The sequence below is a fragment of the Candidatus Leptofilum sp. genome, assembly GCF_965223525.1.
Lineage (GTDB): Bacteria > Chloroflexota > Anaerolineae > Promineifilales > Promineifilaceae > Leptofilum.
In genome coordinates this window covers 494,317-515,787 of sequence record NZ_CBDCWX010000005.1, presented here as the reverse complement: position 1 = coordinate 515,787, position 21,471 = coordinate 494,317, and the positions used below count along the sequence as shown (strand labels likewise).

Here is a 21,471-nt window from a genome sequence, read left to right as displayed (position 1 = left end):
CCTACCGTAACCATTTATTTTTATGAAGAATTTTCGTCAACGTGTCACTGGCTGGTGGCCATTTTTATTGCTAACTAAGTGGGGCTTCCCGCTCATTATGCCGCTGCTGAGGTGGACGGCCGTACCCTGCACCCACGACGGCCACTTACATTACCATCGCGTCGCTGCCATGCGCTACGCCTGGGAAAATGGCCTCCTCTTCACCCGCTGGCTGCCCGATCTGGCGTTTGGCTACGGCTATCCCTTTTTTGTGTATCGTGAGCCGCTGCCGCTGTACGCTGTGCTGGGGCCGCACTTGCTGGGCTTGCCTTTGCCAGCAGCGACTAATTTATTTTACATAATCACAATTTTGGCCTGTGGCTGGTTCATGTTTTTGTGGGTGCAAGATATTTTGGGCAAATGGGCTGGGCTGGCGGCCGGGGTAGCGTACATGGCTGCGCCCTATGTGCTGGTAGATGCGCTGATTCGCGGCAATTCGCCAGAGTCGGCTGCACTGCCGCTGTTTCCGCTGCTGCTGTGGGCGGGGCGGCGTTGGTTGCTGGGTGGTGGGGCGCGGTGGTTTGGAACGGCCGTACTCGGTCTCATCCTCCTCGGGTTTAGCCACAACATCTCCATGCTCATTTTTGTGCCTACGCTTGGGGTTTATCTGTTGGCATTGGCGTGGCATCATCGCCTAAAGTGGCGGGTCTGGGTGGCGCGATTGTTGTTGCTGTTTGGCCTCGGCCTCGGCACGACGATTTTTTACACCGGTGGGGCATTGCTAGAGCTGAACAGCGTCACCCTGGAGCAGTCCACCACCACCCGCAACAACGATTTTCGCTTCAACTTCACCACTCCCGCCGAAATTTTAGCCCCCGTCTCGCCAGAAGACCCCTCGCTGCTGAACCCGCCGCTTCCGTTTAGATTGGGTTGGGTGCCGCTTGGGTTGGCGATCTTAGGTGTTAGTCTTGCTATTTGGAAAAGGAAGGAGATTAGAGATTGGAGACTAGAGACTGGAGATCCAACCCAATCCCCTGGTGAAGTTCACTTTCACGTTTGGCTAATGATGGCGGGGACGGCCGTCTTCCTCTTCATCTCCCTACCCGCCTCCCAATTTATCTGGGAGGGGCTGCCGCTGATTGATTTTGTGCAGTTTCCCTGGCGCTTTGTGGGGCGGGCGGCGTTGCCGCTGGCTTTTTTGGCAGGCGTGCCGTTTTCATTTTTCACCCTCACCCCAGCCCTCTCCCTCAAAGGGAGAGGGGGCAACTTCCCTCCCCCTATCAGGGGGAGGGTTAGGGTGGGGGTTGCTTTAGCAATCGGGCTACTGGTTTTGGAAGCAATTCCGACGGTATACCCAAATATTTGTGCCGAGGAATCGTATCCCACAATTAACACGGTGCACCAGTACGAGCGGGAGACGGGGCTGGTGGGAGTAGACCCGGAAGGCAGCTACTTCCCGCGCACGGTGGAGGAACGGCCGTCCGCATCCCCCCTCGAAGCCAACTACCAGGCTAACGAAACCTTGCATCGGCTGGATACGGTCGTCTTTCCCCTAGGCACTAGTGTTGAGTTTATTGAATATGATAATCGCAGCGTAACGGCCCAAATCAACAGCCCGGAACCGTTCACGGCCCGCTATCTCTCGTTCGATTTTCCCGGCTGGGTGGCGACGGTAGACGGGGAACCTGTGCCCATCATCCCGGAAGACCCAACCGGCCTCATCACCTTCCCCGTCCCGGCAGGCAATCACAAAATTGCCGTCCAGTGGCAATCCACCCCCACCCGCACGGCTCTGCTGGGGCTGAGTTTGTTCTCGTTGGCCGGGGTTTTTGTGGCGGGATTGGTACTGTCTAAAAACCAGTCATCGGTATTCAGTAATCAGTATTCAGTAATCGGTAAACAGTCACTGATTACTGATTACTGGCCACTGGTTACTGTTGCCGCGCTGCTCATCGTTGGCAAACTGGTTCTCGACAATACCAAAACGCCGCTGCGGCGGGTGGCGGAGCCGGACGTGGCGCATACGGCCGTCTTGCAAGCCGCCGAGTTACGATTAGAAGGATACAATTTGAGCCGAACGGCCGTGCCCTCTGGCGATCATTTTGATATTGATCTCGCCTGGGAAGCTACCGATTTTCCGCAAGCACGCTACCAATCCAACGTCTGGCTGGTGGGGCCAGACGGCCTTACCTGGAGCGATCTGGACACCTTCCGCCCGCGCCTCTACGAAGACGCACCAGACACCCGCGCCTGGCAGCCCGGCCAGTGGGCTTGGGATAGCCGCGAAGTGACCATCCTCCGCGGCACGCCACCCGGCCAGTACGATGTTGTGTTAACCCTGTTTGACTTTGCCACCTTGCAACCAATCACGCTGCTGGATGAAAGTGGGGCAGTGCTGGGGCCAACGGCCGTACTTGGCCAAATCACTGTTACAGAACCAGAAGTGCTAGCCTTTATCTCCGATGCCATTAGTGGGATGGTGAAAAATATACGACTGCATGATTATCGTCAGGACAGAACAGCGACAATGCCGGGTGAGCAAGTTCTTTTAACCTTCTTTTGGAGTCGCGCACACTTACAAACAGTGTCTGTTGAGCGTTTTCAGTTGCAGTTGCTAAACAGTAATGATGAACAAATTTTCCAATGGGATTTACCGTTTACTTTGTCCAGCTATCCGCCGTCTGAATGGCCGCCTCAAATGGTTCGCGGCCAACACCTGCTGCGCCTACCCGCAGATTTAGAGTCTGGCAGCTACAAATTCGTAGCGGATGGCTTAGTTTTGGGTGAGATAGAGGTAACGGCTCCTGAACGGGTGTTTGAGGCAGTGGAGATGCGTACGGCCGTCAACGCCACCTTCTCCCAAAATAACGAGCCACTCATCACGCTAGTTGGCTTAACCCAATTACCAACCTCCCTCCTCTGGCGTGCCGAAGTTGAAATGCCCACCAGCTACCGCGTTTTCATCCACCTCGTCAACGCCGATGGCCAAATATTAGCCCAGGCAGATGGCGAACCCGCCAACTGGACGCGCCCCACCACTGGCTGGGTGCCCGGCGAATACATCCTTGATGAGCACATTCTCATCCTGCCCCCGGATTTGCCACCAGATGCCAATCTGCGAATTGGCCTCTACGACCCGGCAACGGGGCATCGTTTACAAACAGAAAATGGGGAGTTTATAGTTTTGCCAATGGTTCAAAGAGAGTAAAAGGTGCTATTCAATAATCCATTCAAACCAGAACGAATTGACGGCTTGCTAGACGAACTTTGGCTAACCAATTCATCCAAAATCCTGGACGTTGGCTGTGGTGAAGGCGAACTCATTTTACGGCTTTTGCAGCGGTTTAACTGTTTTGCAGTGGGGGTTGATGTGGATGAAACGGCCGTAAAAATCGCCCAGCAAAAAGTTGCAAAATATGCCCAAAAAGCAACCTTCCACACCAAATCATTCGCAGAAGTCACCTTCCCCAACAACCATTTCGACGCCAGCTTTAGCTTGGGAGCCACCCACGCTTTTGGCGAAGTCGGTGAAGCACTCGATAACGCCCTGGCGAGCTTAAAAGTAATCACCAAACCCAGTGGACTCATCATCATAGGCGATGGCTACTGGCGCAAAGAACCAGACCCCGCCTACCTCCAAATGACCGGCATCGACAAGAAAGAGCTCCGAGCGCATCATGAAAACATCGCAGCTGGTGAGAAAATTGGCTTGGAATGTATTTACGCAATCACAGCATCCCACGAGGAATGGGATCATTTTGAAGGAGCCTTTTGGATGGCTGCCGAGCGTGAACGGCTGCAACAGCCGGAAGACCCGCAAATTGCAGAAAAGGTCAACCGCCGCCGAAAATGGAAAAATGCTTACTGGCAGTGGGGCCAAAATACGATGGGCTTTGGCTTGTACGTATTTCTTGTGGCAAATTGAGTTGGCTCCCCCAGATTTTACCCTTGCAAAATAAAGGACCACTCCTCCAAACCGTTTTCATCAACGGAACGTTCCGCGTGACGAATTTGGAAATTGAATTTCTCAATTAAGCCCAGCATGTCAATGAGTGTGCGCCGGGATGCTTTGGCTGGATGATGTTCTAAAGCCCGAATCGCTTCCCGCACGTCATCTTTTATGGCACTTTCGCCTAATACTTCAATTGTAAAGCTATTGCCGCCGCTGCCTTTGCGTGCATTGCTGCGTAACATGACTGTTTGCATACCACTCTCCTGTTTTAAAAAGTTTTGGGAATAGGACTTACGCATTTTTCGGACTGTAGCCGACAATCGCGTAAGTCCTGAGAATTTGGATGCAGTTTAGCATTTTTATTAGTGAAACTTCAAGGTCAAATTAGCCAGAAAAATAATTCTGCAAAACAATCAGCAGCACCTGCGCCAAAATCACATTGATGATGATGGCGAAGGGAAACATGAGCGTGTAGCCAATGCCGGGCAGCGGGTTTTGCGCCTGATCCTCGGCATAGTCCAGCACGGCTGGTTGGGGGGAGATCATGCCCAGCAGCAGACTGAATGGAATGCGAAGTAGTTTGTGGCCCAGCCACAGCGCGAGCAAGGTTATCATCACAATGAGCCCAAAGCCCAAGCCGAAGATAAGCCAGCCTGCGCCGCTGCTGAAGGCGTTCAAAAAGGCGGTGCCAGAGCGCACGCCAACGGCCGCTAGCAGCAAAATCAAGCCAAACTGGCGCAGGGTCAGGTTGGCGCTGTAGGGCATCTTCCACAGGATGGGCCCAGTGCGGCGCAAGGCTCCCAGCACCAGCGCCACCAGTAGCGGCCCACCGGCCAACCCCAGTTGAAGGGTGATGCCACCTGGCAGCGTGATGGGAATGAGGCCCAGCAGCCAGCCAATGGCAATGCCCAAGCCGACGGTGAGCAAATTTACATGGCTAAGCTGGGCAAATGAGTCGCCAAACAGGGCTACAAGCTGTGGAATTTCTTCGCGGGGGGCCAGCACGCGGATGCGGTCGCCCCACTCTAGCACGGTGTCGCCGCGTGCCAGCAGTTCAACATCGCCACGCCGCACATGTGAGACGATAGCACCATACGCTTCGCGCAGGTTCAGTGCGGCTAGCGATTTGCCTGCAATGTCTGGGTTAGAGACAAAGAGGCGACGGCTGTCGTAAACGTTGTGGTCGTGCCGCAAATCTTCGGCAGCACGTTGGCCAAAGGCTGCTTCTAGCTCATCTAGCGCTTCTGGCGTCCCCGCCACGATAATTCTGTCACAGGGCAGGAATTGGGTGTCATTGCTGATGAGGCTGGTTTCGTTTCCCCGATACAAACGGCCGAATAACACATCCCACTCATTTTCTCGGCGTAGCTGGCGCAACGGCCGTTCCATCACACCGTTTTGGGTAATCTCAATTGTTCGGTACTGTAAATTGCGGGCAATGGGGTATTGGTGGCGTAGCCGGTGCGCTTCAGCAGCAAAATCAACAGGCCAGAGGCGCAGCACAATCGCCAGCACTAACATGCGCCCCAGCACCCCCAGTGGATAAACCACAGAAAACCCAACGACAGCATCAGAAGCGGCCGTTTCGGCTCCGCCGCGCTGCCCAATCAAATCTAACACGCTGGCGAGGGCTGGCGTGTTATTAGACATCCCCGTGAAGATGCCCACCGTTGTGGCCGGGGTGAAGTCTAGCGCAAAGTGGATGCCCAAAAGCAGCAGGGCAGGCAGCGTCATGATGCCGATGATGAACAGCACTTCGCGCAGCCCTTCGCGGCGGAATTTGCTGAAGAAGCCGGGGCCGTTGGCCAAGCCAATGGTGTACACGAATAGCACTAGCCCCAGATCGAGAACAATTTGGGGCATGTGCAGCGCGGGGTCTAGCGCACCAAAGGCTAGACCCACAAACAAAACGGCCGCAACCCCCATGCTATTGCCCCCAATCCGAATCTGACCCAGCAGGTAGCCAATCGCCACCACAAAAAAGAGCAAAAGCAGCGGATTGGCTTGTAGAAGTTCAATCAATAGCATCCTCGTTGTTGCTGTCTGATGTATAGGGTTCTTCGGCACTGTTTGGTTCGGCCTCAGGTTCAGCGGGTGTATTTGCAGTAGGTGGGCGTAGCTGAAAACGTAGCAGGATGCGGCCCAGGCGGATTTCGTCGCCGTCTTGCAGTTGGCGGGGACTGAGACCGAGGCGGTCATGGTTCAGGAAGGTGCCGTTGGCACTGCCTTCGTCGTAAAGGTAGTAACGGCCGTTTCTTTTCCTAATTCGCGCATGTAACCGAGCCACCGAGCTGTCGCCAAACACAATTTGCGCTACTTCCAAATCGCGGCCAATGGCCATGTTGTCCTGCTCGATGAGGATATCCGTCTGGTTGCCAGGCGCATCTTCCACCAGTTGCAGCGAGGCGATCAGCGTCTCATCCACTTCATCCTGCGCTTCCTCGTCGCGAACGCCCCGCCCGCGACGAGGGCGCAGGGTCAGTCTGGGCGGCCGCCGTCGCCACCAGCGGATTAAAAAGAGGACCAGCCCCAACAAACTTAAGCCAACCAAAATGAGCAGCCAATCATCGCGGCTGAGCGTATTTGTCACTTCTGTGACGCGCTCGGTGGGGCGGAGCGTGGCGGTGGGTGCGGGTGTGGGCGTAGGGGGGGCAGGGCGAACGGCCGTAATCGTCATTACCACTGTCTCTGTTTCGGCCGTGTACCCCAGCACATCGGTCAGTTCGGCGCGCAGGCGGTACGCGCTGGTGTCTACCGCTTGCACATTCCAGTTTAGGGTCAGTTGCCCAAAATCATCTGGCTGCGGCAGGCTGATTTGCGGCTGCAAAACATCATCAACGAAGAGGGAAACGGCCGTAATTTCACGCGGCAACTCATCAGGCCAGGTAAGCTGGAGGGGAATTTGCAGATTGGTGGGTTCCAGTTCCAGTAGGGGTGAATCTGGTGCATTGCCTTGCCGCTGAACGGCCGTTGTTGGCAACGCCAGTTCAATTTGCGGTGGCAAAACCGCCAGTGCTAGCTCCGTGCTGGCGGTGAGATTGCCAATGTTGACCGTAATGGGGTAGCTGCCACTTTCTCGCAACAATGAACGATATCGAATCTGTGCTTGGTTGCCCTGCCGCTGCCAAATTAAAAAGAGCGAATCTGCTTCTTCGGGGCGGGGAACGTGGGCATAAAAGGCGCGGGTGGGCTGGTAGAGCGCAGCAGCAGCGTCCACCTCATCGAAGCTGGCCTGTGCGCCTAAAATGGCGGTAAACAGCGGCAGCTCAATCGCTTGCGCCTCAGCCACCAACGTTTGGAAATCGAGGAACTGGGGTAGGCGGCGCGCTTCACTCAGGAGGAGGATAGCTTGGTAACGGCCGTTTTCCTTAATGTCGGCGGCGTGGGCAATGGCTTGCAGCATCATGGCATTGATGGGCGCGTCTTCAGGTAAATCCGGCGCGTAAGTTTGCATGGCGATTGTCAGTGCTTCTGGTGAGCGGCTATCTTGCACCAAAAATTGGCCAGCCTCCCCATTGGCATCTGGCACCAGCAGGGAGATACGGTCAAAGCCAGACGGGTTCATAAAGCGGCTGGCGTATCGTTCTAGCGTTTCCTGCACCGTTACCAGCCGGGTTACGCTGCGCCCTTCGTCAATGATATTTAGCGATTGGTCAGCATCCAGCACAAAAATGATGTCCACGCCGACGGGCACAAACTGCACCTCGGCATCGGCAATCGGCACGCCATTTTCCCGCAGGGCCAGCCGCGTCAGGTCAGATTCTGGCAGTGGCGCACCACGGCCGTCGCTGCTCAAAATATTTAGCCGCACCTCTGGGAAATTGGACAAATCGGGCTGGCTCAGCCGCAACAGCACATCCCCCTGTGCAGCAGCGGGCGTTAAGATAAATAATCCGCAGATTACAGAAAAAATGGATAGACCTATTGCGTATTGCGTATTGCGTATTCCTTTTTGGCTACGCAATACGCAATACGCAACATGAGTCATCAACATCTTCATGCTGCATGGTATCCAGCTAAATTGTTCTCTAAATTGGCTTATTTTCTCCATGTTTCCGCAGGCTTCCCGCAAGGTGTGCGTAGGCAGTTTTATGTTTACTTTCTGGGCTCGGTTTGTTATTATAGCACGGTAAATCCAGGGAGATAGGCTCACATGATGCGAACAAGAAAAAGCGGGTTGATGCGATTATTTTTGCTGCTGGCGCTGCTGCTGACGCTGCTGCTGACGAGTACGGCCGTACTCGCCCAAGATTCCCCCACTGTTGCCCAACTATTCATTACCAACAGCGACGTAAGCAGTCTGCCCAGCGTAGAACTGCATGTGTATGGGCGCGATGCCCAAGGCAATGCGCTCGATTTCTCCCAGGAAACCCTCACCATTCAGCAAAATGGCAGCACGGTTGGCCCCATTGAGTACCAGGGGGCACACACGGCTGGCACCTTTACCGTCTTCCTTATTGATATTCCGCCAGGCGTGGTGGACGAACTCCCGCTGCTGCAGCAAGCCATCGAAACGTACGCCACGGCGGGCAATATGAGCGAACAGGTTGATTCGGTGGCCGTGTACCAGGTGGGGGCGTCTGAAGCCGAGCAGCTTCTGGCACCAACCAGCTTTTTTAACAGTGTACGCAATCTGTTTGCCACGCCGCTCACGCCAGAAACCGGGGCGACGGCACTCATTGACAGCAGCACCAGCCTGCTAGACGACATGGTTGCTCTCAAGCCAGACCCCGCCATGGCTGCCTCGCTGGTTCTGATGACGGACGGCACCGACGTGGTGAGCACGCGCTTTGAAGAGGATGATTTGGTAGAACGCGCTCTGGAATTGGGCATACCCATCCACACCATCTGGCTAGCAAATGAAAATATTTCCACACCCGGCTTTGGCCAGGATTTTCTGGCAAGCATAGCGGCGCAGACGGGTGGCATTGCCGTACAGTTAGATGACACGGCCGATCTCCCCCTCGTCTGGAACCGCATCAGCAGCTTTCGTGATCAGGCACGCATCCGCTACACGGTAACCGCATTGGAAGCGGGTAATTTTCCTGTTACGGTTAGCCTGGCTACCAATTCCAGCATCTCTGCTGAAACTACTGTAGATATTCCCAACAATTTGCCCAGCGTGGTGATCAATCTGCCAACAGAGAGCCGCACCCTCTCTTTGCCCAATTTGGATGAAGCGGTGCGTCTGCAGTTTAGTACGGCCGTTTCCTGGCTAGATGACACCGAACGTGAACTCACCGCCGTGCAGCTCAAAGTGAACGATGTTTCTTATGACGTAGCGGTTGACGATGTGGCCAACTTCCAGGCTGACATCACCAGCCTGACCTATGGCAACAACAGTGTAGAAATGGTCATAATGGATGACCAGGGCATTCGCGCCAACAGCCCGATTGTGGTACTCACCGTCAATGAAGGCCCCCGTGAAATTCCCGAAGAGCTGGATGCGGGCAGCGGCCTGTTGGGGCTGGTTTTGCGCTTCTTGCTGGTGGTTTTTGCCCTGATTGTGGTGTTGGCAGTGCTATTTTGGATATGGCGTAATGGAGGGCTGTCTAACCTGGGCAACCTCATCCCGCGCGGCCCGAAACGCCCCCGCGAACCTTTTGCTGAACAGCAGCAAGCCAACTACACGCCAACCCACACCGTCGCCTATCTAGAAGTGCTGGAAGCGGTTTCGCAGCTTTCCTCCCCCATTCCGTTGAGCTTGGCCGTGGTGCGAATCGGCCGTTCACCCAATCAGGCCAACATTGCCTTTGAAGAAGACGTTACCATGTCTCGCCTGCACGCCAGCCTGATGCTGGAAGGCAACCATTACCGCATCTTCGACGAGCAAAGCACCAGCGGCACCTGGGTGAATGAGCGGCAGGTGCCGGAGTACGGCATCCAGCTTAACGACGGCGACGAAATTCACCTCGGTGCAGTCCATCTGCGCTTTAGGCAGAGCTAGAACCCCGTTGTGACATTTGTCACCACAACTACATGACACCCATCGCTAACGCCCCAAAAGTTCATTTTTTATACTTTTGATGTATTCGCATAAGCGAATAAGTGCATAAGCAAATGCTTGTAAATACGATAAGGTAAACTTATGGCCGTCCCACAACTAGAAGAATTAGATTTGCTTCACGCTAATATTTGCCAAGCCTTGGGCGATCCCAAGCGAATTCAGATTTTATATGCCCTGCATGGCGAACCGCGTTATGTGTCTGCCTTGGCCGATGATTTGAGGATGCCCCAGCCGACGGTCTCACGTCACCTTCAGGTGCTGCGGCAGCGTGCATTGGTGCAAACCGAGCGGGATGGGCAGACAGTTGTTTACAGCTTGACAGATACGCGCATCATTGACGTACTCAATACCATGCGTCTTATTTTACGGGATTCTTTGGATCGTCAGGCCAACGTATTAGCCTGATTCCGCACCAAGCCAGATGATGGGGGGCTTCCTGCGGCGTTTATCAATCAAATCAGTCAATTGCCCAGCGTGGTGAAGTTCGCTTTATCGGGTCGTTTTGGCATTGCTTGACCTACCCCAGAAGAGTAGAGAATCAATGAAAACGTTCAAATATGTTTGGATTGTTGGATTAGTGGTAACGCTCCTCCTTGTGGCTATTCCAGTGATCATTTGGATTCCCAATGAGCCACCCCAACGGGATGATCCCTGGGCAAATGTGGATGATCCTATTCCCCACACGGATCATATTGATTTGATTACAGAGTCATTGGAGAGTGGGCCGGAGGTAACGGCCGTTTGCCTGGAATGTCATGAAGATGCGGGTCACCAAATGCTGCAAACCGTTCACTTCACCTGGGAAAGTGACCCGGTGCTGCTGCCGGGTCGAGACGAACCCGTCACCATCGGCAAAGCCAACCAGATCAACAACTACTGCATCGGCATTCAGGGGAATGAGCCAGGCTGCACCCGCTGCCACGCGGGTTATGGCTGGGAAGATGAGACCTACGATTTTAGCAACGAGCTAAACGTGGATTGCCTCGTTTGCCACGCCGACACGGGTTTGTATAGCAAAAGCACGGCTGGACGGCCGACTGAGGGTATAGATTTGGTCGCTGCAGCGCAAAGCGTTGGTTCACCCACGCGCCAAAATTGCGGTAGCTGCCACTTCAACGGTGGCGGCGGCAACGCCGTGAAGCATGGCGATCTGGACGAGAGTCTCTACTTCCCCTCAGAAGATATTGACGTACATATGGGGCGGTATGATTTCCAATGTGTCACCTGCCACAAAACTGACGATCATCAAATTTCTGGCCGTGCCATCTCTGTGAGCGTGGATAATGAAAACCAGATTGCCTGCGCTGACTGCCACAGCACCAATTTGCACGAGGATGCCCGCATTAACGACCACGTTGACGCGATTGCTTGCCAAACCTGCCACATTCCCGAAGGTGCGCTGCGTGAACCGACCAAGATGGACTGGGACTGGTCTACCGCCGGGAACGAAGCCATTCCTGAAGACCCGCATGTTTATCTGCGAATCAAGGGCAGTTTTGTTTACGAACGAGGCTTTATGCCCGACTACATCTGGTACAACGGCACGGCCGATCGCTACCTGCTAGGCGATGTGATGGATCCAACCCAACCAACGCTTATCAACGAGCCTCTGGGCAATATTGATGATCCCAATGCGCTCATCTGGCCGTTTAAGGTGCATGTGGGCAACCAGATTTACGACACAGAGCACAACTACTTAATCCAGCCGAAGACGGTGGGCGAAGGCGGCTATTGGACTGAGTTTGATTGGGCGTTGGCGGCTGAATTGGGTGCACAAGAGACGGGCATGATTTTCAGCGGCTCTTACGATTTTGCGCCGACGTTGATGTATTGGAATTTGTCTCACATGGTACAGCCCAAAGAGAATGCACTGCAATGTGCGGACTGCCACGGTGAAAACGGCCGTATGGATTGGAAAGCACTCGGTTATTACGGCGATCCGATGGAATGGGGCGGCCGAGATCAGTTCAATACGGCTTCTCAGGATTAGTAACATGGAACACAGAGTTTCACGGAGGAGCCACAGAAGTACACAGAGAAAACGAGAAAATCTTAGAAATCTCTGTGAAGCTCCGTGTAATCTCTGTGAAACTCTGTGTCACGCTTTTTTGGATTTTCGATGAAAAGTTTTAGAAAATTTAAACTACCGTCTAAAAAATATTGGTTAATCGCCTTGCTGGGGTTAGCTGCGCTGATGCTGGTTGCCCAACAAACATTGGCTCAGGATGACACCCCCGCTGAACCCGCGCCGACGGGATCACCATTGCATCCCACCTTTGAACTGCTGGATGCGGCTGGTGAGAATGTGCTAGACAGTGGCGAACCTATTTCTACAATGAGCACCTGCGGGGTTTGCCACGATACAGCGTTTATTGCTGAACACAGTTCTCATGTAGATGCGGGTTTGAGTGAGATGAGCGCACCAGGGGAAACGGGCAACGGCCGTTCCTGGGACATCAGCACGGGTGCATTCGGTAAATGGAATCCGCTTGTTTACCATTATCTTTCCCCCGATGGTGACGAACTGGTTGACCTAACCACCCCCGGCTGGCTGATGATGTTCAGTGACCGGCATGTGGGTGGTGGCCCAGCCATTACCAGCCGGGGCGGTGAGTCGCTGCTGAATCTGGCCCCAGATGCGAATGATTTAGATGCCAGCGTGATTGATCCGACCACGGGCGAACTGGTTGGCTGGGATTGGGAACAGTCTGGCGTGACGGAGATGAACTGCTTCCTCTGCCATTTGCCTGAGGCTGACAACGCCGCCCGCATTGCCGCCATGGAAGCTGGCGATTTTGCCTGGGCCAGCACAGCAACTTTGCTAGGAACAGAAGTTGTGGGAGAGGTAAACGGCCGTTTCCAATACAATCCCGCCGCCTTCGATGAAGATGGGCTACTCCTAAACGGCGCACTCAATGTGCAGGATCCCACCAACGCCAACTGCGGCAACTGCCACGGCGTTGTTCATACCGATTTGAACACCCCGCTCACGCTGGATGAACTGCAAACTGGCGACTGGAGCACCCTCACCACCGGGCAGATCATGTCCCCGCAGCGATTGCTCAACTCCGGCCTGAATTTGTCTGAAAAAGAAACGCTTTCCCGCTCCTGGGACATTCACATGGAGCGCGTCGTTGATTGTGTGGATTGTCATTACGCCCTGAATAACCCCGTTTATTACCAAGAATCAGACGAAGACCAGCTTGATCATCTAATTTTTGACCCCCGCCGCCTGGATTTTGGCGAATATTTGTACCGACCGCTGCATGAGTTTGCCAAAGGGTCTAGCATCCAAAGCACGCTTGCGCCCCAGTACGACAACAGCCTGCGCCGCTGCGACAATTGCCACAGCATCGAGGTGACCCATAACTGGCTGCCCTACAAAAAGCGCCACATGGATGCCGTCAGCTGTGAATCGTGCCACATTGCTGAAATTTATGCGCCTGTCCAGCAGTTTGTGGATTGGACGGTGCTGGAAGCTGACGGCACACCGTTGAATCAATATCGGGGTATTGACGGGCTGATTGGTGAGCCTGGAAGTCTAATCACAGGCTACGAGCCAGTGCTGCTCCCCCGCGAAAACGCCGACGGCAGCACGACGTTGGCTCCGCACAATTTGGTTTCCACCTGGTTCTGGGTGTATGGTGAGCCAGAACGCCTCGTGCGGGAGCAGGAGTTGCAAACGGCCTGGTTTGATGGAGATGGGTATGCAGATGAGATTGTTGCGCTGTTTGATGAAGATGGAAACGACCGTCTCACTACTAATGAACTCATCCTCAACAATGATGCCAAAGTAGAGCTTATTGCTGACCGATTAGCTACACAAGGGCTAGAAAACCCACGCATCAGCGGCGAGATTCAGCCTTACAGCATCAACCATAACGTAAGCGGGGCCGATTGGGCCATCCGCGACTGCGCCACCTGCCACGGCGCAGAATCCCGCATTAGCCAACCGCTGGAATTAGCCAACTACTTGCCTGGCGGCGTGCAGCCTACCTTCATCAACGATAACGGCAGCAGCTTCAACGGCATCCTCTCCATCAATGAAGAAAGTGGCGCATTGGAATATGCGCTGGTAACCAGCAAAGCAGGTCTTTACATCCTCGGTCACGACGCTGTGGAGGTGATTGACTGGATTGGCATCATCCTCTTTGTGGGCGTGTTTGCCGGGGTTATTTTGCATAGTGGCCTGCGCTACATGGCTTTGCGTCGCCAACCGCCCGGTGAGCCGCAACTGCGTGAAATGTACATGTACACCGTCTATGAGCGGTTGTGGCACTGGCTGCAAACCGTCGCCATCCTGCTGCTCATCATCACGGGTCTGATTATTCACAAGCCAGATAAGTTTGGCGCGTTTAGCTTTGCCTACATGGTGCAAATTCACAACATTTTGGCCGCGATTTTGGTCATCAATGCCTTCCTGTCGCTGTTTTACCACCTGGTTAGCGGGGAGATTAAGCAATATTTGCCCCAGCCGCGTGGCTTCTTTAATCAGGCCATTGAGCAAAGTTTGTATTACGTGCGCGGCATCTTCCGCAACGATCCGCATCCTTTTGAGAAAGACCCTGAGCATAAGCTCAATCCACTACAGCAGATCACTTATTTTGGCATTTTGAATGTGCTGCTGCCGCTGCAAATCTTGACTGGCATTTTGATGTGGGGGGCGCAGCGCTGGCCCGATATTGCCACAAGTTTGGGCGGCTTGCTCTTCCTGGCACCGTTTCACACGTTGATTGCGTGGCTGTTTGCCACCTTTATTGTGATGCATGTTTATCTGACCACCACTGGCCATACGCCGCTGGCAGGCATTAAGTCAATGATGCTGGGCTGGGACGAGGTTGAAGTACATGAGCACCCAGCAGCATCGCATGATTAATTGTTTATCCGCAGATTTCGCAGATTAACACAGATTTTTATTTGCGAAATCTGCTTGAATCTGACAAACGAGGAGAGCTTAAATATGACAACGCTTAGTTCACCAAAATCGGAACCGCGCCAGGGATTGCGAACATTGACCTCGCGCGTGGCAAAGGATTATGTAAATCCATATTATGCGGGCATTTTGCTTGGTGTGGTTTTGTTCCTTGCCTTTTTCATCACGGGCAGCGGGTTGGGCGCGTCTGGCGGCCTGAACCGGCTGCTGCTGGTGGTGCAAGATGCCATCGCCCCGGAGCATGTAGACCGCACGGTATACCTGCTAACGATGGCTGGCGGCGAACGAAACCCGCTGGATAGTTGGATTGTGTTCCTGACTGTAGGCACGATTTTTGGCGGATTTTTTGCTGGCTGGCGAAACGGCCGTATCAAGCTAGAAACCAACAAAGGCCCCCAAATCTCTACCCGCCAACGTTGGCTGATGGCCTTCGTCGGCGGCAGCCTGATGGGGTACGGGGCACGGTTTGCGCGTGGCTGTACCTCTGGGCAGGCACTGTCTGGTGGTGCGGTACTTTCCGTTGGTAGCTGGGCGTTCATGTTTGCCGTCTTCGGCGGCGGCTACGCCCTGGCATATTTCGTCCGCAAACTGTGGAATTAACAGAAATCTCTTTTTCTCTGTGCCCTCTGTGGCAAAATTTGAGGTGAATGATGGCTCCTTTTCCTTTACCACTCACGGAACTCCTCGGACATTGGGGTTCGTACGTTGTTTATTTAATTGTTGGGTTTGCCTTTGGTTACGTGCTAGAGATTGCCGGTTTTGGCAACTCTAAAAAGCTGGCGGCACAGTTTTACTTCAAAGAAATGACTGTGCTCAAGGTGATGTTCAGTGCCATTGTCGTGGCGATGGTTCTCATCTTCCTGGCTTCTGGCTTGGGCCTGCTAGATTACAACTTGATTTGGGTGAACCCCACCTACCTGTGGCCCGGCATTGTTGGCGGGCTGATCATGGGCGTCGGCTTTATCGTTGGTGGCTTCTGCCCTGGAACTTCGCTGGTGGCGGCGGCCACGCTGAAGCTTGATGGTATTTTCTTTGTGCTGGGCGTTTTCTTTGGCATCTTTTTGTTTGGCGAAACGGTTGGTGGGTTTAGCGAATTTTGGAACTCATCCAACATGGGGCGTTACACCTTGCCTGAATGGCTGGGGTTACCTACAGGCACTGTGGTTCTGCTGGTTGTGTTGATGGCCCTGTTCATGTTTTGGGGAGCGGAAAAGTTGGAACAATATTTTGGCGGCAAAGAGGCTGCCGATGAGCCGAAGTGGCGCATTGGGGCTGGTGGCGGCTTGGCGTTGGCCGCTGTTGGCTTGATTTTTATCGGCCAGCCAACAACTTTGGATCGATGGAACCGCATTGCCGATGAAAAGACGGCCGTGCTGGAAGAACGTGCTGTGCAAGTGCATCCGGGGGAGATGCTAGAACATGTTCATGATCCAAATATTAAAGCCGTGTTGCTGGATGTGCGTAGCGAGGCTGATTACAATCAGTTCCACATTTTGGACGCTGAGCATGTGCCGCTGGCTGAATTGCCAGAACGGATTCCGATGCTGCACATGGAGGCTGCCAATACAGTCTTTTTTGTGATGAGTAATGATGAAACGGCCGCAACGGCCGCTTGGAAAACGCTACAAGCAGAAAGCGTGCCAAATGTTTATATTTTGGAGGGTGGTGTTAACAACTGGCTGTCCCTCTTTGCCAATGACGAATTTCTGGCGGTCAATCCGCCCGTTGAGCGTGGAGACGATCAATTGGCTTTTGCTTTTCCGGCAGCTTTGGGGGATCGGCAATTCCCGGCCGAACCTGATCCGCATAAATATGAATTTGCTTACGTTCCTAAAGTGGTTTTAGAGCTTAAACGCGCCCCCGCCAGTGGTGGCTGCGGCTAATCCAAAGGTTTCATGTAAATCTCCTTGCAAGCGGATGCTTCTCGTCAGAAGGCGCATCCGTTTTGCTTTTGCAAGATACACTTTGCCAGACAAGCTACTGCTTCCATAAGTTGAAAACTTTGTGCCATAAACTATACTGGGCAGATGAAGATGAACCTCAAACAAACAGTTGGTATTGTTACCGGAGCCGGACAAGGATTGGGGGCACACATTGCCCAAACGCTGGCTGCTGCTGGGGTGCGGGTGGCGGTTAATGATATAAATCCAGACCGGGCAGAGCGAACGGCCGTTGCCATTCAGAAGGCAGGTGGCGAAGCAATCGGCGTAGCGGCAGACGTGGCCAACAAGTTCCAATGCGTCCATCTGATTGAAACGGTGCGAGCGGAGTGGGGTCAGCTAGACATTTTGGTGAATAATGCGGCTATTATGCCCCAATCCACCATTTTGAAGCTGGATGAGTGGGAGTGGAATCGCTGCCTGGAAGTGAACCTGAAAGGCACCTTTTTTATGAGCCAGCTATGCGGGCGCGTGATGGCGGATGAAAATCAGGAACGAGGTGGGGTGATTGTTAACGTTGCCTCCACGGCTGGTGTCAACTTGCCATTGGAAAATCGGGCGGCGTACTGTGCCAGCAAGGCTGGCGTTGTTGGCTTTTCGCGTGAATGTGCGCGGGAGTATGCCCAGTATGGCATTCGCGTTCACACCTTGCTGCCAGATGAGAAACGGCCGTTGCCACCCTCACAAATCGCCCCAAAAGTGCTTGCCCTTTGCCAGCACCCCAGCAATGAGCTGCTCCACAAACTGGAATCCCCTGCTCATTGAGCCTCTTCTTTTGCAAAATTTTGGGAACCCTCTATACTGTTAACAAATTGTTAACAATTTGTTGAAGACACTCGCTCCCAACATTTCTATGAGTTTTTCGTTTTTACTACTTCTTTTTACAGCCCTCCTTTTCGATTTTTTAAACGGATTTCACGATAGCGCCAATATCGTGGCGACACCAATCGCTTCGCGGGCAATGGCCCCGCAGAAGGTGCTATGGTTGGCTGCTGCTGCCCACTTTGTGGGGCCGTTTTTGTTTGGCGTGGCCGTGGCTGAAACGATTGGCAAAGGATTAACAGACCCAATCAATGTGACGATGCCGGTTGTGATCGCGGCGATGTTGGCAGCGGTGGTTTGGAATGTGGCGACTTGGTATTTGGGCATCCCGGCCAGCTCATCACACGCGCTGGTGGGGGGCGTGGTGGGGGCGGTGATTGTGGCCGCTGGCTTTGGGGCTATTCAGTCTAGCGGCCTAACAATCGTGCTGGTTGCTCTTTTTTTGTCGCCGATTTTGGGTATTGCCATTGGCTATTTTTTGATGAAGCTGACGCTATTCTTAGTGCGCGGGGCTACGCCTCGGATCAACATCTTTTTTAAGCAGGCACAAGTGGTTACGGCCGTTGGCCTAGCGTTAAGCCACGGTGCCAATGATGCCCAAAAAACGATGGGCATTATCACGTTGGGACTGCTTGTAGAAGGAATGATTGATAGCTTTGAAGTGCCGCTATGGGTGATAACCGTGAGTGCAGCCGCCATTGCGTTGGGCACGGCAATGGGAGGATGGCGGCTGATTCGCACGCTGGGCGGCCGTATTTACAAGATTCGTCCAGTAGACGGTTTCGTTTCCCAAATTTCAGGCGCGTCAATCATATTGGGGGCGGCACTGCTGGGCGGCCCGGTAAGCACCACCCAGGTGATGAGTTCCAGCATTATGGGGGCTGGCTCGGCGCAGCGGTTTACCAAAGTGCGCTGGCAGGTGGGGTACGAGATGGTAGTTGCCTGGGTGCTGACGATTCCGGTTTCTGGTTTGCTAGCCGCAATATTTTATTTTCCCTTAACGGCCGTTTTATAGAGAATCCGCCGGTCAATTTTGCAAAACTGACTCGCTTTTTCGGAGGTAAATGGTATGGAGTGGGTAAAACGATTCTTCAAACCGAGACAAAGTAACTTTTTGAAGCTGCTCATCCAGCAGGGGGAATACGCCGTTGTCAGTGTGGAATCTTTGCAGGCTTACCTGAAAAAGCCAAACGAAAAGCGCAGCGTTCAGGCGCGGCAGGTAGAAAAAGATGCCGACGAGGTTCACCGCATTTTGGTGCATGAATTAGAGGACAGCTTTGTAACTCCGCTGGATCGAGAGGATATTTTTGCGTTAGCACGCGCTTTGGATAACTTTATTGATTATGTGTACGGTACTATTGAAGAGATGGAGATTTTTGAGCTGAAGCCATTTACGGCCGTTTCTGAAATGGCCGATCTGCTCCTGGAAATGGCGCGGGAAATTCATCTCACCATGCAGCGCCTCATTGATCATCCTCGCGTAGCCAATGAACATGCCCGGCGCGTCAAGAAGCTAGAAAACCGGGTAGAATACGCTTACCGTCATGCCTTGGCCGACCTGTTTCATGTGCCAGAAGACAGCGAACACATCATGCACATGCTCAAATGCCGCGAAGTGCTGCGCCACCTCTCCAACGCCGCCGATCAAGGCGATATGGCTGCCGATATTGTGATGGATATTGGGGTGAAGTGGAGCTAGCCTGAAACTGTCATTTCAACCAACAGTAGAAATCCCTCTAAACACGAACAAGTTTCATCTGGATTTTCGTTAGGCACCCAAACAAGCCTAACAAATTTTGCTATAATGAGTGTAATAATTGGAAGAACCAAAATCAACACTTGACTGTACGATAACCATTTATGAAAACAGCCGCACAAATTGAAACCTTACTAGAGCGCATCCTGCCTCGGGTAAGCAAACCAGGCCGCTACACTGGCGGCGAATATAACCAGATCGTCAAGGATTGGGCAGAAGTTGATTATAAAGTCGCTTTGGCCTTCCCTGATATTTATGATTTGGGCATGTCTAACCTGGGCTTGATGATCATGTACGATATCATCAACAGGCACCGCAACCTGCTGGCCGAGCGCGTTTACTCGCCGTGGGACGATATGGAAGCAGTGATGCGTGAGCAGGAGATTCCCCTCTTTTCACTGGAAACCAAGCAGCCGATTCGTAACTTTGACCTGCTGGCGATTAGCTTGCCTTATGAGCAACTCTACACCAACGCCCTCAACCTGATGGATTTGGCCGGAATGCCCGTGCGTGCCGAAGACCGCGATGCCAGCTACCCGCTGGTGATTGCTGGCGGCCACGCCTGTTACAATCCAGAACCGATGACTCCCTTCATAGACGTGTTTGTCATTGGCGAGGGGGAAGAAGCGATTTTGAAGATCATCGGCGTGATGCGCGCGGCTGCCCATCTGGATCGTGAGACGCAGTTACGCTACATTGCCCAGATTGAAGGCTGCTACGTCCCCCGCTTTTACGATGTGACCTACCATGACAGCGGCACGGTAAAAGCCATCACGCCCAACATGCCGGAAGCCCCCGCCAAAGTGATGAAAACCATCGTGCCGGTGATGCCGCCGCCCGTGACTGATTTCATCATTCCTTTTGTAGAGCTCGTGCATAATCGTGCCCCTATCGAGATTATGCGTGGCTGCACGCGGGGCTGTCGCTTTTGCCACGCGGGCATGGTCACCCGCCCAGTGCGGGAACGCCCCGTTGAGGAAGTGCTGACGGCGATGGAGCAAATTCTGGAAAGCACTGGCTACGAGGAGATTGCCCTGCTGTCACTTTCCTCCAGCGATTACACGCACGTTCTGGAGCTTACAGAGCAGATTGGGCAGCGGTTTGGCCATTTGGGGCTGAATATTTCGCTGCCTTCTTTGCGTATCGAGTCAGTTTCTACGCAGCTAATGGACAATTTGGGAGACGGCCGTCGCGGTGGATTCACCCTGGCTCCAGAAGCAGCTACCGAAAAGATGCGGAACATCATCAACAAATACGTGACGCATGATGAGCTTTTGGAGACAGCCCGCGAAATTTACCGGCGCGACTGGCGCACTATCAAGCTGTACTTCATGATTGGGCATCCGATGGAAACGATGGAAGATGTGGAGGCCATTGCAGATTTGGCGCACCAGGTGCTGGCTGAGGGGCGCAAGTTCCACAACAACAAAGCCAGCGTGAATGTGGGTGTGAGCACCTTCATCCCCAAGCCGCAAACGCCGTTCCAGTGGGAACCGATGGACGAAGTTGATCAGGTGTATGACAAAATCAACTTGCTGAAAGACAAAATGCGCGGTAGGGGCATTCGGCTGCGCTGGAATAATCCCAAAGAGTCGCTGTTTGAAGGGTATCTGAGCCGAGGCGACCGGCGTCTGGCGGAGGTGGTGGAACTGGCCTGGCGTAAGGGTGCCAAGTTCGATGCCTGGCATGAGCATCATGCGGAAGAGGCGTGGAATGAGGCGTTGGCGGAAGTGGGGTTAGACCCCCGTTTTTACACCCACCGTAAGCGTACCATCGACGAAATTTTCCCGTGGGAGCATATTGACATTGCGGTGACGAAGAAGTTCCTGACGCAGGATTATTTGATGAGCCAGGTGCAGGAGACGCGGATCGACTGTCGCCACCAATGTTTTGCCTGCGGCATTTTGCCCAAACTGAAAGATTTGCGCCGCGAAACGGAAGATGCTGCTTGGGAATGTCCGCCTGTGCCGACGCGCCCACACCACAAGCCGCGCCAGGATCGGATGCCGGAGGTGGCGGGGATTCCGCTCACGGTTATTCAGTAATTGGTAAGCAGTAGACAGTAATTGGTGAACGGCCGTT

15 protein-coding genes are annotated in these 21,471 nt (G+C 53.6%); 12 read left to right on the top strand and 3 right to left on the bottom strand.

Going from position 1 to position 21,471, the window contains the following annotated elements:
• The first annotated feature begins 22 nt into the window (after positions 1-22).
• Both ACOQPM_RS07725 and ACOQPM_RS07720 read left to right on the top strand, forming a co-directional pair.
• On the top strand, positions 23-3,187 hold the full coding sequence (locus ACOQPM_RS07725) for a hypothetical protein (protein WP_420628667.1): 3,165 nt from the start codon (positions 23-25) through the stop codon (positions 3,185-3,187).
• Positions 3,188-3,190: 3 nt separating this feature from the next.
• On the top strand, positions 3,191-3,904 hold the full coding sequence (locus ACOQPM_RS07720) for a class I SAM-dependent methyltransferase (protein ID WP_420628666.1): 714 nt from the start codon (positions 3,191-3,193) through the stop codon (positions 3,902-3,904).
• A gap of 17 nt (positions 3,905-3,921) precedes the next feature.
• Here ACOQPM_RS07720 and ACOQPM_RS07715 read toward each other — a convergent pair whose 3' ends face one another.
• The 3 genes from ACOQPM_RS07715 to ACOQPM_RS07705 all read right to left on the bottom strand — a co-directional run bounded on the left by ACOQPM_RS07715 (position 3,922) and on the right by ACOQPM_RS07705 (position 7,919).
• Positions 3,922-4,185, bottom strand: a complete 264-nt coding sequence (locus ACOQPM_RS07715) for a hypothetical protein (RefSeq protein WP_420628665.1) — start codon at positions 4,183-4,185, stop codon at positions 3,922-3,924.
• 130 nt (positions 4,186-4,315) lie between these two features.
• On the bottom strand, positions 4,316-5,953 hold the full coding sequence (locus tag ACOQPM_RS07710) for an aspartate:alanine exchanger family transporter (RefSeq protein ID WP_420628664.1): 1,638 nt from the start codon (positions 5,951-5,953) through the stop codon (positions 4,316-4,318).
• Positions 5,946-7,919 (bottom strand): FHA domain-containing protein, encoded by a 1,974-nt coding sequence (locus ACOQPM_RS07705; RefSeq protein WP_420628663.1) that lies wholly within the window; start codon positions 7,917-7,919, stop codon positions 5,946-5,948. Before ACOQPM_RS07705 ends, ACOQPM_RS07710 begins: the two co-directional genes overlap by 8 nt.
• Before the next feature lie 165 nt (positions 7,920-8,084).
• On the opposite strand from ACOQPM_RS07705, the gene ACOQPM_RS07700 reads away from it, so the two are divergent.
• The 10 genes from ACOQPM_RS07700 (at position 8,085) to ACOQPM_RS07655 (ending at position 21,434) form a co-directional block, all read left to right on the top strand.
• Positions 8,085-9,878, top strand: a complete 1,794-nt coding sequence (locus ACOQPM_RS07700) for an FHA domain-containing protein (protein WP_420628662.1) — start codon at positions 8,085-8,087, stop codon at positions 9,876-9,878.
• A 141-nt stretch (positions 9,879-10,019) separates the two neighbouring features.
• Positions 10,020-10,343, top strand: coding sequence for an ArsR/SmtB family transcription factor (locus ACOQPM_RS07695; protein ID WP_420628661.1), 324 nt, complete (start codon positions 10,020-10,022; stop codon positions 10,341-10,343).
• Between the two features lie 136 nt (positions 10,344-10,479).
• On the top strand, positions 10,480-11,928 hold the full coding sequence (locus ACOQPM_RS07690) for a tetrathionate reductase family octaheme c-type cytochrome (RefSeq protein WP_420628660.1): 1,449 nt from the start codon (positions 10,480-10,482) through the stop codon (positions 11,926-11,928).
• 129 nt (positions 11,929-12,057) lie between these two features.
• Positions 12,058-14,814, top strand: coding sequence for a cytochrome b/b6 domain-containing protein (locus ACOQPM_RS07685; protein ID WP_420628659.1), 2,757 nt, complete (start codon positions 12,058-12,060; stop codon positions 14,812-14,814).
• An 84-nt stretch (positions 14,815-14,898) separates the two neighbouring features.
• Complete coding sequence (locus ACOQPM_RS07680) at positions 14,899-15,471, top strand: YeeE/YedE thiosulfate transporter family protein (RefSeq protein WP_420628658.1); 573 nt, start codon at positions 14,899-14,901, stop codon at positions 15,469-15,471.
• Positions 15,472-15,518: 47 nt separating this feature from the next.
• Positions 15,519-16,754 carry a YeeE/YedE thiosulfate transporter family protein gene (locus ACOQPM_RS07675; protein ID WP_420628657.1) on the top strand — a complete coding sequence of 412 codons (1,236 nt, stop codon included), beginning with the start codon at positions 15,519-15,521 and terminating at the stop codon, positions 16,752-16,754.
• A gap of 150 nt (positions 16,755-16,904) precedes the next feature.
• Entirely contained in the window at positions 16,905-17,576 is a 672-nt protein-coding gene (locus ACOQPM_RS07670) for an SDR family NAD(P)-dependent oxidoreductase (RefSeq protein WP_420628656.1), read from the top strand.
• A gap of 88 nt (positions 17,577-17,664) precedes the next feature.
• Entirely contained in the window at positions 17,665-18,648 is a 984-nt protein-coding gene (locus tag ACOQPM_RS07665) for an inorganic phosphate transporter (protein ID WP_420628655.1), read from the top strand.
• A 54-nt stretch (positions 18,649-18,702) separates the two neighbouring features.
• Positions 18,703-19,332 (top strand): DUF47 domain-containing protein, encoded by a 630-nt coding sequence (locus tag ACOQPM_RS07660; protein WP_420628654.1) that lies wholly within the window; start codon positions 18,703-18,705, stop codon positions 19,330-19,332.
• Between the two features lie 161 nt (positions 19,333-19,493).
• Positions 19,494-21,434, top strand: coding sequence for a TIGR03960 family B12-binding radical SAM protein (locus tag ACOQPM_RS07655; protein WP_420628653.1), 1,941 nt, complete (start codon positions 19,494-19,496; stop codon positions 21,432-21,434).
• The last annotated feature ends 37 nt before the right edge of the window (positions 21,435-21,471 follow it).

Bases quoted from the DNA above. Each gene is read 5' to 3' on its own strand.
- ACOQPM_RS07725 (WP_420628667.1), top strand. From the start codon at position 23: ATGAAGAATTTTCGTCAACGTGTCACTGGCTGGTGGCCATTTTTATTG.
- ACOQPM_RS07715 (WP_420628665.1), bottom strand. From the start codon at position 4,185: ATGCAAACAGTCATGTTACGCAGCAATGCACGCAAAGGCAGCGGCGGC.
- ACOQPM_RS07705 (WP_420628663.1), bottom strand. From the start codon at position 7,919: ATGACTCATGTTGCGTATTGCGTATTGCGTAGCCAAAAAGGAATACGC.
- ACOQPM_RS07700 (WP_420628662.1), top strand. From the start codon at position 8,085: ATGATGCGAACAAGAAAAAGCGGGTTGATGCGATTATTTTTGCTGCTG.
- ACOQPM_RS07695 (WP_420628661.1), top strand. From the start codon at position 10,020: ATGGCCGTCCCACAACTAGAAGAATTAGATTTGCTTCACGCTAATATT.
- ACOQPM_RS07690 (WP_420628660.1), top strand. From the start codon at position 10,480: ATGAAAACGTTCAAATATGTTTGGATTGTTGGATTAGTGGTAACGCTC.
- ACOQPM_RS07685 (WP_420628659.1), top strand. From the start codon at position 12,058: ATGAAAAGTTTTAGAAAATTTAAACTACCGTCTAAAAAATATTGGTTA.
- ACOQPM_RS07680 (WP_420628658.1), top strand. From the start codon at position 14,899: ATGACAACGCTTAGTTCACCAAAATCGGAACCGCGCCAGGGATTGCGA.
- ACOQPM_RS07675 (WP_420628657.1), top strand. From the start codon at position 15,519: ATGATGGCTCCTTTTCCTTTACCACTCACGGAACTCCTCGGACATTGG.
- ACOQPM_RS07670 (WP_420628656.1), top strand. From the start codon at position 16,905: ATGAACCTCAAACAAACAGTTGGTATTGTTACCGGAGCCGGACAAGGA.
- ACOQPM_RS07665 (WP_420628655.1), top strand. From the start codon at position 17,665: ATGAGTTTTTCGTTTTTACTACTTCTTTTTACAGCCCTCCTTTTCGAT.
- ACOQPM_RS07660 (WP_420628654.1), top strand. From the start codon at position 18,703: ATGGAGTGGGTAAAACGATTCTTCAAACCGAGACAAAGTAACTTTTTG.
- ACOQPM_RS07655 (WP_420628653.1), top strand. From the start codon at position 19,494: ATGAAAACAGCCGCACAAATTGAAACCTTACTAGAGCGCATCCTGCCT.